At 58.5% G+C, this 9,944-nt stretch carries 11 protein-coding genes and 1 pseudogene; 4 read left to right on the forward strand and 8 right to left on the reverse strand.

What is annotated here, in order from left to right; all coding sequences use genetic code 11:
- A pseudogene (locus PFH44_RS21310) lies at positions 1–206 on the reverse strand (class C beta-lactamase); the annotation flags it as partial.
- A 136-nt stretch (positions 207–342) separates the two neighbouring features.
- On the opposite strand from PFH44_RS21310, the gene ampR reads away from it, so the two are divergent.
- Positions 343–1,212 (forward strand): LysR family transcriptional regulator AmpR, encoded by an 870-nt coding sequence (gene ampR, locus PFH44_RS21315; protein ID WP_045854979.1) that lies wholly within the window; start codon positions 343–345, stop codon positions 1,210–1,212.
- A gap of 53 nt (positions 1,213–1,265) precedes the next feature.
- Here the strand turns inward: ampR and PFH44_RS21320 are convergent, their stop codons facing one another.
- Both PFH44_RS21320 and PFH44_RS21325 read right to left on the reverse strand, forming a co-directional pair.
- Positions 1,266–1,856: a nucleotidyltransferase family protein gene (locus PFH44_RS21320; RefSeq protein ID WP_283826076.1), complete on the reverse strand. Its 591-nt coding sequence runs from the start codon at positions 1,854–1,856 to the stop codon at positions 1,266–1,268.
- A 148-nt stretch (positions 1,857–2,004) separates the two neighbouring features.
- Entirely contained in the window at positions 2,005–2,889 is an 885-nt protein-coding gene (locus PFH44_RS21325) for a LysR family transcriptional regulator (protein ID WP_283826069.1), read from the reverse strand.
- 197 nt (positions 2,890–3,086) lie between these two features.
- Between PFH44_RS21325 and PFH44_RS21330 the strand changes: the two genes are divergently transcribed.
- Entirely contained in the window at positions 3,087–4,223 is a 1,137-nt protein-coding gene (locus PFH44_RS21330; RefSeq protein WP_045854977.1) for an alpha/beta hydrolase, read from the forward strand.
- Positions 4,224–4,423: 200 nt separating this feature from the next.
- Complete coding sequence (locus PFH44_RS21335; RefSeq protein WP_283826070.1) at positions 4,424–5,617, forward strand: MFS transporter; 1,194 nt, start codon at positions 4,424–4,426, stop codon at positions 5,615–5,617.
- Here the strand turns inward: PFH44_RS21335 and PFH44_RS21340 are convergent, their stop codons facing one another.
- Both PFH44_RS21340 and PFH44_RS21345 read right to left on the reverse strand, forming a co-directional pair.
- Positions 5,618–5,923, reverse strand: a complete 306-nt coding sequence (locus tag PFH44_RS21340; RefSeq protein WP_283826071.1) for an AzlD family protein — start codon at positions 5,921–5,923, stop codon at positions 5,618–5,620.
- A complete protein-coding gene (locus PFH44_RS21345; RefSeq protein ID WP_045855463.1) occupies positions 5,913–6,629 on the reverse strand; it encodes an AzlC family ABC transporter permease in 717 nt (238 codons plus the stop codon). Before PFH44_RS21345 ends, PFH44_RS21340 begins: the two co-directional genes overlap by 11 nt.
- Positions 6,630–6,775: 146 nt before the next feature.
- Between PFH44_RS21345 and PFH44_RS21350 the strand changes: the two genes are divergently transcribed.
- A complete protein-coding gene (locus PFH44_RS21350; RefSeq protein ID WP_283826072.1) occupies positions 6,776–7,654 on the forward strand; it encodes a LysR family transcriptional regulator in 879 nt (292 codons plus the stop codon).
- 30 nt (positions 7,655–7,684) lie between these two features.
- Here the strand turns inward: PFH44_RS21350 and PFH44_RS21355 are convergent, their stop codons facing one another.
- From PFH44_RS21355 to PFH44_RS21365, 3 genes are all read right to left on the reverse strand, one after another.
- Complete coding sequence (locus PFH44_RS21355; RefSeq protein WP_283826073.1) at positions 7,685–8,056, reverse strand: cupin domain-containing protein; 372 nt, start codon at positions 8,054–8,056, stop codon at positions 7,685–7,687.
- 125 nt (positions 8,057–8,181) lie between these two features.
- A complete protein-coding gene (locus tag PFH44_RS21360) occupies positions 8,182–8,931 on the reverse strand; it encodes an SDR family NAD(P)-dependent oxidoreductase (RefSeq protein WP_283826074.1) in 750 nt (249 codons plus the stop codon).
- A 68-nt stretch (positions 8,932–8,999) separates the two neighbouring features.
- A complete protein-coding gene (locus tag PFH44_RS21365; RefSeq protein ID WP_283826075.1) occupies positions 9,000–9,689 on the reverse strand; it encodes a helix-turn-helix transcriptional regulator in 690 nt (229 codons plus the stop codon).
- Positions 9,690–9,944 lie beyond the last annotated feature (255 nt).

A 9,944-nucleotide genomic window follows, 5' to 3' on the forward strand; every position in this document is an offset into this window, starting at 1 on the left:
ACGTCCGCTTTGCCCCAGGTGAAATAGTACCGCTGGCCCTGATAAATAACCGCCACCGCCATGCCAGGGATCGCCTGCTCTTTGAGCAGGGGCTCGATGGTTTGGCTGACCACCCGAGAAATCTGCTGCTCGCTGAGCGTCTTCGGTGCAGCAAGGCTTGCCGCGGGGAGCGAAAGCGCGGCCAGTGCCAGAACGCCGTTCAACATTTTTTGCATGGGTAAAACCTTCCATAGAGTGAGAGATATCAGGGCCCTGAAAACGCGCTAAGTCTGTGGGCTTTGACTCGCTCTGACAAACGATTAAACTTAGCATCTGCCTGCAGTTTTTCTAACATATACGGCCATGACCAGAAGCTATCTCCCACTGAATGCCCTCCGCGCTTTCGAAGCCGCCGCCCGGCACCTAAGCTTTACTCGCGCGGCCGTTGAGCTCAACGTCACGCATTCTGCTATTAGTCAGCAGGTAAGATCGCTGGAGGAACACCTTAATTGTCAGCTATTTGTGCGGGTATCGCGCGGGCTGATGCTGACGACAGAAGGCGAAAACCTCCTGCCGGTGCTGAACGGTTCTTTCGACATCATCGCCGATACGCTCGATCGTTTTAGCGCCCGGCAACGGCGAGAAAAACTAAAAATAGGCGTCGTCGGGACGTTTGCGGTGGGGTTCCTGCTGCCCCGGCTGGAGGATTTTCGCCGCTGCTGCCCGCATATCGACCTGCATCTGTCGACGCATAACAACCGGGTCGATCCCGCCGCCGAAGGGCTGGACTACACCCTTCGTTTCGGCAACGGCGCCTGGCACGATACCGAGGCCATATTCCTTTGCGATGCGCCGCTCACCGCGCTCTGCACGCCGGTGATTGCCCAGACGCTCTACAAACCGGCGGATGTGCTTAAGTACACCTTGCTGCGCTCCTACCGCCGCGACGAATGGGCAACATGGATGACGAAGGCCGGTGAAGCCCCGCCGGCGCCGACGCATCCGGTGATGGTTTTTGACACGTCGCTGGCGATGCTGGAGGTGGCGCAGTGCGGGGCCGGAATTGCGATTGCGCCAGCCAGCATGTTTCGCCATTTGCTCAGCGCCGGGCGCATCGTGCAGCCGTTCCCGACGGAGATTCATTGCGGCGGATACTGGCTCACGCGGCTGCAGTCGCGCCCCGAAACTGTCGCCATGCGCGACTTTGCTGCCTGGATAGCGAAGCAGTGGTAAACCACTGCCCTATAATTGCGAAAAGTATCCCCGGTTCGAGAGAGTGACGCCCATCAGGAAAGCGCCCGTTCGCCCTGCTCCGGCTCTCCGGGAACAATAAGCTGCAGCTGGGGATAACGCTCAACCCACCTTTTGGCGGCAACCCGATGTTTAAACACGGACAGCCTTTGCTGCTCAAACTGCGGCGTCGGCCTTAGGCGGAGCTCGAATAAATCGGCAAGGCCGTAGGGAGCAATAACCTCAATCAAGCCCGCGTCGCCTATTCTGACGGCGACAGCCGTGGCCGTTTCAGGCCAGTAGCGGATCGCATCCTCCGTAGAGCGGTACGGCGCATTGCCGCTATGGTGATGCATTCTGGCCTGGTTCTTCACCGACCAGTCGAACGCGGGGCTCACTTGATGAAGCGCGGCTTCCAGAAGGCGATCGTCATCGGCAGCGCAGCGCGCAGCGTCAAACCACACCACGTCAACGTCTCCGCCGACGGGCCGCTGGCCGTATCCATGCAGGCGATCCCAGACCGCATCCCGCACGAATCCGGCGCCGATCCAGCCGTCGTTGAGCCTTAAGATTTGCACGGCATAAAGCGCCTTCATCCTCACGGCATCGTCTAACAACAATCTCTGCAGCGCCTGCTGATATGCCATCGTCTTCCTCATCTGTGCCCCTGCCGGCTATTGCCGCTTTAGCCCCGCCGCTCGCTCCGGGTCCCCTGATACTCTACATTATTAACGGTCGCGGCGCGCCTTAGCGAGGCGACGCTGCTCATAATGGCGGTGATGCCATCGCCCTGCATCATATCTTCAGTGTATCAATGACGATTCTCAGGGCCGGCGACACGTTGCGATGGGGATAATAGAGGAATGAGCCCTCCATGCGCAGGCTGTAGGGTTGCAACACTCGGATAAGCACGCCGCGCGCTAAATCATCGGCCACCAGCTCTTCGGGAACATAGGCCAGCCCCAGGCCTCGCCGGGCGGCCTCTGCCTCCATATAGCTGTCGGAGAAGACCCACTGCCCCTGCGGCAGGTGGGTGATTTTTTTATCGTCCAGATTGAGCTCCCACTGGTACAGGCTTCCGTCGCCAAACTGATAGGCAATACAGGGGTGCGCCGCCAGCTCTGCCGGAGTTTGCGGAAAGCCGTAGCGACGAAAATGCTCGGGAGTGGCAACAACGACCATCTCCATATCCGGCGTAATGCGTACCGCGATCATGCCGCTGCCCACCTCCGGCCCCAAACGGACGCCCGCATCGAATCTCTCGGCAATAATATCGACGAACCGGCTTTCACTCATCAGCTCCAGCCGGATATCGGGATAGCGTTGCTTAAATACCGCGAGCTTTGGCAGGAGGCATTTATCAATGGCGTGCTGGCTGGCATTGATGCGTACCGTGCCGGACGGGGTCTGACGATAGTGCGCCAGCGTGGCAAGCCCCGAATCTAAGGCATCAAATCCGGACTCGGCCGTCTGGTAGAGCTGCTCGCCCGCCTGCGTCAGGGATAGCCTGCGCGTGGTGCGCACCAGAAGCTGGACGCCCAGCCTTTCTTCGAGCTCGCGAACGGAACGGCTAATTCCCGACTGCGCCAGCCCAAGCCGCTGGGCCGCTGCGGTGAAACTCCCCTCCCGCACTACCTGCATAAACAGGTAGAGCTCATTATAGTTTTCCCGTTTTGCCATCAGTGCCTCCTGCGGTACCGGGTTACGTCTCGCCCGCTTCTCCGCCCTTTCTATAACAATATGATATTAATCCTAGCACTTTACCCCCTCTAATCAGCACTATTTTTGCTAACTATAATGAGCCCCATGAAACAAAGCACCGCAGCGTTGTCCGGATGAAACCTGTACCTGTATCCTTTTTTCCAGGGGAATTTTTGATGAATGCTTTCGCCAAAAAACTGACGTCCGCTATACCTGCGATGCTGCTGTGTGCATCATTAAGTGGAGTCACGACAATGAGTTATGCTGATACCAGCAATCCAAATGCGCCCATTTCGATGGTCGAGAAATGGGATAAGACCTTCGCCGAAAGCAGTAAAGTGGATCACCGTAAGGTGTCATTCCAGAACCGGTATGGCATCACCCTGGTGGGCGATCTTTATATCCCCAAACAACGGGGAGATCGCCGGCTGGCGGCAATCGCGGTCAGCGGGCCCTTTGGCGCGGTGAAGGAACAATCCAGCGGCCTGTATGCGCAGACTATGGCTGAGCAAGGTTTTGTGACGCTGGCGTTCGATCCCTCCTACACCGGCGAGAGCGGCGGTCACCCCCGCAACGTCGCCTCCCCGGATATCAACACCGAGGACTTTAGCGCGGCGGTTGATTTCCTCGGCTTACAAAAAGAGGTCGATCGCAACCGTATTGGCATCCTCGGCATCTGCGGCTGGGGCGGGATGGCGCTGAATGCGGCGGCAATGGATACCCGCGTTAAGGCGGTCGCCACCAGCGTGATGTACGACATGAGCCGGGCGATGGGCCACGGCGTTGGCGAAGGTAAAGACCGTTATTCCACGGCCGATCGCCACGCCGTCCTGCAGTACCTGAACGAGCAGCGCTGGAAGGATGCGCAGAGCGGAACCTTCGCCCATGCCGGTCACGACATCTACGTCGACCAGAACGGCAAAGCCAGCGCTGCGGAGCGTATTCTGCCGGAGACCCTCCCCGCCGATCCTCACCCGGTGCTAAAAGAGTTCTTTGACTACTACCGGATGCCGCGCGGTTTCCATGAGCGTTCGGTTAATTCCACCGGCGCATGGACGGCGACAATGCCTTTATCGTTTATGAATATGCCGCTGCTGAGCTACGCCAGCGAAATCACCATCCCAACGCTTATCGTGACCGGGGAAAAGGCCCACTCGCGCTACTTTGCGGAAGATGCTTTTAAAGCCGTTGGCAGCAAGCAGAAAGAGCTGGTTATTGTTCCGGGCGCGAACCACGTGGACCTCTACGACAACGTCGCCGGTAAAATACCTTTTGCGCGCTTCGAGCAGTTCTTTAAAGACGGCTTAAAATAGAAACCTCGAAAGCTAACCTTTAACAAGCCGCCGGACGCTGGCCGGCGGTTTTTATTCCGACGCCTCCAGCCTGATGTTATCGAGCCCCGCTGACAACATCGCACTTGATCCTTATCCATAATGTCGATCGCTATTGCATAAATAGCGTCCGTTCCGGCGCGATCACCGCCAGCCCGGGGCGATATTCAGAGATGTAGCCCATGTCCACACTGAATCCTGTAACACCCCGCGCTAAAGAGCACGCCCGCTGGGGCGGCATTTTTGCCATGACCCTGTGCGTTTTCGTGCTGATTGCCTCGGAATTTATGCCGGTCAGCCTGCTGACGCCGGTTGCCAAAGATTTAGCCGTGACCGAGGGGCTGGCAGGCCAGGGAATTGCCATCTCCGGGGCGCTGGCGGTCCTGACCAGCCTGACCCTTTCCACTATTGCCGGCAACGTGAATCGCAAATACCTCCTGCTGGGGATGACGGCTCTGATGGCGCTGTCGGGGATCGTTATCGCCCTCGCCTCCAGCTTTCCGATCTACATGGCGGGAAGAGCCCTGATTGGTATTGCCATCGGCGGATTCTGGTCGATGTCCGCGGCCACGGCCATTCGCCTTGTGCCGCAGCACCAGGTCTCCCGCGCGCTGGCTATTTTTAACGGCGGTAACGCGCTGGCGACGGTGGTGGCCGCACCGCTGGGTAGCTATCTCGGGACCACTGTCGGATGGCGCGGAGCCTTCATGTGCCTGGTGCCCGTGGCGATAATCGCCTTCATCTGGCAGTGCTTCAGCCTGCCCAATATGGCGGGCAGCACAAGCCGTGCGCCGCGCGCAAACGTGTTTCGGCTGTTCGGCCGCCCGGTGGTCGCCATGGGCATGTCTGCCTGCGGCCTGTTCTTTATGGGGCAGTTTGCGTTATTTACCTACGTGCGCCCGTTTCTGGAGACGGTAACGCGGGTAAATAGCTCCGGCCTGTCGCTTATCCTGCTCACGATTGGGGTGGCGGGTTTTGTTGGCACGCTGTTCGTCTCCGCGTTCCTCAGCGCGAGGTTTTACCTGACGCTGATGGCCCTTCCTCTGCTGATGGCCGCCATCGCCGGGACGCTAATAGTGGCCGGGCACAGCCTGTGGATTGTTGCCCTGCTGCTGGGCCTTTGGGGGATGTTTGCCACCGCTGCGCCCACCGGATGGTGGACATGGATAGCCCGCACCCTGCCCGAAGATGCCGAGGTCGGAGGTGGGCTGATGGTCGCGACGATCCAGCTCTCTATCGCCCTGGGTTCGACGGCAGGCGGCGTTGTGTTTGACCATTTCGGCTGGCAGTACGCTTTTGCGATGAGTCTCGCGCTGCTGCTCGGCGCCGTCGTGCTGACGTTTTTCACCGCCCGTCGACAAGCCGACGCGCGTTAATCACCGTCTGACGAATGCTGAGACGAGGATCCCACCAGCGATGGCAATGAGAGGCCTTTTAAGCACCAGCATCAGGATGGCGGTAGTCAGCAACGCCATCTGGGCGCCTCTGTCGCCGGTCGCTGCCGTGGGGGCGATAATGGCGACAAGCACGGAACCGGACATGGCCTGAATAAAGTTTTTTATCTTGCCGTTGAGCGGCACAAAAGACATCACGTATACGCCACCCCAGCGGGTGGCGAGCGTCACCAGCGCCATCACGATGATGACCATTACCGCCCCGGCATCCGACATCTCAACGTTCATTTTTTTTGCCTCCCGGCACGATGCCCACGATCCCTCCGGCGATGGCGCCGGCAATGACGTGGCTGTTTTGCGGCAGCCATTTATAGGCCAGCAGCGAGGCGCCCGCCGCCACGCTCCAGATAATCAACGTCCGCGGGCTCCTTTCCCCCTCAAACACCATGGAGAGGAGAAAGCATCCCATCACCATATCGAGGCCGTAGCGTTGGGGATCGTGGATTGCGCTGCCGAAGTAGAGCCCCACCACCGTGCCGACAACCCAAAAAAGCCACAGCGCCAGACCGCCGCCAAAGAGCAGGCCCAGCCCCGGCCTGCCGCGGCTAAATGCCTGTATCGCCATCGCCCAGTTCGCATCGGATGCGACCGCCATGATCCCATAGCGCTTAGCCGGGGATAAATAGCGTAGCCACGGATACAGCGTGGCCCCCATTAGCAGATGCCTGGCATTGATCGCGAAAACGGTCGCCACAAGCGTGACTAGCGGCACCGGCTCTCCCCACAGGCCAAGCGCGGCGAACTGGGCGTAGCCGGCGAAAACCAGCAGGCTCATCATGGTCGCCGTAAGATGGCTTAGGCCCTCCTGCGAGGCCGCGAGGCCAAAGGCGGCGCCGAAAACGGCGACAAATAATGAAATCGGCATCAGCTCGCGAAAGCCGGAGCCAATAAGTGAACCGTTCAGCAAAGCTAAATCGGCGCTGTTTTTCGTCATCGCGGGCATCGTCTTCTTCCAGTGGCGCAAACCTCAACTGAGAGCCACTATGCCCGCGTTGCGCGATCGATAAAAACGCATAATAATGGATGATATTATTTGCTTATCGAATACATGGAGCCAGCATGCATTTTCAGGATCTCCAGATGGACTGGCTAAAATGCTTTGTCGCTGTGGTCGATGCGGGGTCGCTTTCTGCGGCGGCACCTGAGGTTCACCGCTCCCAGTCGGCGGTCAGCATGCAGCTTAAAAAGCTTGAATCGGCTCTCGGTTGCCAGCTTATCCTGCGCGGCCCCCGGCAAAACCAGCTCACGCCCGAAGGACAGAAGCTGCTGGGCTATGCCAGGCGGATGCTTGATTTGCACGCTGAGACCCAGGCCGCCTTTCACGGCGAGGAGCTCACGGGGCGCATTCGGCTGGGCGTGCCGGACGACTATGCGGCCAAATACCTGACGCCGGCCCTCAAGAGGTTTGCCCCTAACTTTGGCTCGATAGAGATCGAGCTCAGCTGCGAACAATCGACTTCGCTGATCCCGCGCGTTGAGAGCGGCGATTTAGACCTTGCGCTGGTCTCGCGGGAAAATGCCAGCCAGGGGACGCTGCTATTCTATGAACCGATGGTGTGGGTCGGTTCTCCACAGTTTGAGGTTTGGCGGCGCGACCCGCTGCCCGTGGCGGTATACGAAAGTACGAGCATGGCAAAACGCAGCGCTATCAACGCACTAGCCCTACAGGGACGCCGGTATAAGGTGGTTTATAACAGCTCCAGCCTCTCAGGCCAGATTGCGGCAGTGGAGAGCGGGCTGGCGGTCGCGGTGCTGACCCAGTGTAGCGCCCCGCCGCAGCTGCAAATTTTGGGCAGGGAGCAGCAGCTCGGGCCGCTGGAGCCGATGGCGGTGGCCTTATACCGGAGCCGGGCGTCAAAAGACTCTCTGGCGGTCGGGAGCCTGTATGAGTCGCTGCTGAGGACGCTGAGAACGTCGGCTGCGGACCCTTTCGCTTATCGCGACCCCGAGCAGCGCTGACGGCCCGTTTGATGCCCCGGACGATCGCCGCTAACGGCGCTGGCCCGGGATTGATCGTCGGGATGACGCGAGGTCGGTTCGATCTCCGCGCGTCGTCGGATGGGAGATAACGATAAACTCCACCGCAGCGTCGCTCTCGTTTCTGGCCTGATGCTCTAACCCGGGGGGAATTTCCAGCCCCTGCTGAGCGCCGATTTCGTGCCTCTTCCCCGCCAGCTCCATGGTAAGAACCCCCTGCAGCACGAAGAAAAACTGTCTGGACAGGCAATGATAATGGCGCTTTTCGCGGGTGCCCGGCGGCATTTTTTCGTGAATGACGAGCATGTCCTGGCGGTTGAGCAGATACCAACCGTCGCAATTATCGCCCCAGACATAATGCTCAGCGTTCTCTTTTGAAATCATCGCCCTGCTCCTTTTTTAGGCTATCCGCTTCTCAGGGAAGCGATTGCAAGCTTAGCGAGCAAGCGCGGCAACCGCCAGCGTAACGCATTGCTCAACGGACAGTTTTCCGCTGCCCGGGCAAGCATTTACTCCGCCAGGTAGCCGCCATCGATGGGATAGACGCCGCCGCTGCAGAACCCGGCCTTTTCTGACAGCAGGAACAGGATAAAATCCGCCACCTCCTGCATTTTAGCCATTCTCTTTAGCGGATGGCTATTCGCAAAGGCGCTCTGAACGTCTGCGGGCAGCTGATTTATACGCGGCGTGCTGACGTATCCCGGAGCCACGGCGTTGACCCGCAGGCCCTGCTGCGCAAACTCCAGCGCGGCGGTTTGGGTGAGGCCAATAACGCCGTGTTTGGCCGTCGTGTAGGGCGCCAGCCCGGGAATACCGACCAGGCCATTGACAGCGGATAAATTAACGATCGCCCCGCCGCCGGATTTTAGCAGCGGCGGAATTTCATATTTCATACAGTAAAAAACGCTGCTCAAAGAGGTGGCGATCACCCTCTCCCAGTTATCTATCGTCTGCTGCGCAATATTTTTATGACTTTCGCCGGTGATACCCGCGTTATTAACCGCATAATCCAGTCTGCCAAAGCGGGACACCACCTCATCGATCATCCGCCGCACCTGCTCCGGCTGCGAAACATCGCACGCGATACCCGCCGCGGTGCGTCCATCCGCTGACAGCGATTTAGCCTTGCGCTCCGCCTGTTCGCGGGATCGGCCGACCACGACCACCCGCGCACCCGCGCGGTGTAATTGCTCCGCGACCACCTCACCGATGCCGGCGGTGCTGCCGGTCACTATTGCGACTTTGTGTTGAAAGCTCATGTTCGCTCCTGTAAAGAATAATGTTTTTTGCTCTACAGGAGTCTATGAAAAGGCAGTGACAGCTTTTGTCAGTACTCATCGCCCAGGCGAAGCCCCTCCTGCGCCCTCCATTTTCGCAATAAGCGGATCCTGCTTTCGTTATATTTATCGGCAAGCGGGGCGATGTGTATTATCCGGTCGGTTCTGAAATGGCGAAAATCTTTTCGCAGCTCGCACCATCCGGCCAGCAGCCAGCACTCCTCCATATAAACCAGCGCCACCGGCCATATCACTCGGGAAGAGAGGCGCTCGTTTTTAGCGCAATAGGCTATCTGAACTTTATGTCGGTGATTAATCGCGTGGCGCAGCTCAGGAAAAAAAGCCTCATCTCTTTCACCCGGCCCGGTCAGCAATGACTGATATTCGATGTGCTCCTTTAATTTATCAGGCGTCACCGAATGTATTTTAGCCAGCGTGCTTTTAGCGATCTTTTTAAAATCTGCATCGGTATTATGACAAACCCAGCTTAGCCCGAGCGTCAGGGCGTTAATTTCCTGGGCCGTAAACACCAGCGGCGGCAGATGGTAGTCCGACTTAATAATATATCCCATGCCGGAACTGCCCTCGATGCAGACCCCCTGCTGCTGGAGCGTCTGAATATCCCGGTAAACGGTGCGCACGCTTATCGCCAAACGTTCTGCAAGGGTCGATGCGGTAACCGGATAGCGGTGCTCCCGCAGGATCTGGAGCATTTCAAGGAGCCTTTGCGTGCGTGTCATCGCATTTTCCTGTTATTCGCCGTGCCTCATTCCGCGCTTTGCCCGGCAGCTGGCGTTAATACCGAGGCGGTGCGCAGTGAATCAAACGCCGATCGGCAACGGCCTGATAATAGATAGCTGAAGAATACTCCATTCTTCAATGCAGCGGCAGCTATCGCAGGCCTGATTGCAGACCGCCGTTGAAACCCGCGGCCGGGCTTTTTACCGGCGGGCGGTGGGGGGCGCCTACGTCCAAATTTGTACCCGCCCGTGGAG

The organism is Klebsiella sp. Ech2A (genome assembly GCF_030078455.1).
In the GTDB taxonomy this organism is placed as follows: Bacteria; Pseudomonadota; Gammaproteobacteria; order Enterobacterales; family Enterobacteriaceae; genus Klebsiella; species Klebsiella terrigena.

Bases quoted from the DNA above. Each gene is read 5' to 3' on its own strand.
- ampR (WP_045854979.1), top strand. From the start codon at position 343: ATGACCAGAAGCTATCTCCCACTGAATGCCCTCCGCGCTTTCGAAGCC.
- PFH44_RS21320 (WP_283826076.1), bottom strand. From the start codon at position 1,856: ATGGCATATCAGCAGGCGCTGCAGAGATTGTTGTTAGACGATGCCGTG.
- PFH44_RS21325 (WP_283826069.1), bottom strand. From the start codon at position 2,889: ATGGCAAAACGGGAAAACTATAATGAGCTCTACCTGTTTATGCAGGTA.
- PFH44_RS21330 (WP_045854977.1), top strand. From the start codon at position 3,087: ATGAATGCTTTCGCCAAAAAACTGACGTCCGCTATACCTGCGATGCTG.
- PFH44_RS21335 (WP_283826070.1), top strand. From the start codon at position 4,424: ATGTCCACACTGAATCCTGTAACACCCCGCGCTAAAGAGCACGCCCGC.
- PFH44_RS21340 (WP_283826071.1), bottom strand. From the start codon at position 5,923: ATGAACGTTGAGATGTCGGATGCCGGGGCGGTAATGGTCATCATCGTG.
- PFH44_RS21345 (WP_045855463.1), bottom strand. From the start codon at position 6,629: ATGACGAAAAACAGCGCCGATTTAGCTTTGCTGAACGGTTCACTTATT.
- PFH44_RS21350 (WP_283826072.1), top strand. From the start codon at position 6,776: ATGGACTGGCTAAAATGCTTTGTCGCTGTGGTCGATGCGGGGTCGCTT.
- PFH44_RS21355 (WP_283826073.1), bottom strand. From the start codon at position 8,056: ATGATTTCAAAAGAGAACGCTGAGCATTATGTCTGGGGCGATAATTGC.
- PFH44_RS21360 (WP_283826074.1), bottom strand. From the start codon at position 8,931: ATGAGCTTTCAACACAAAGTCGCAATAGTGACCGGCAGCACCGCCGGC.
- PFH44_RS21365 (WP_283826075.1), bottom strand. From the start codon at position 9,689: ATGACACGCACGCAAAGGCTCCTTGAAATGCTCCAGATCCTGCGGGAG.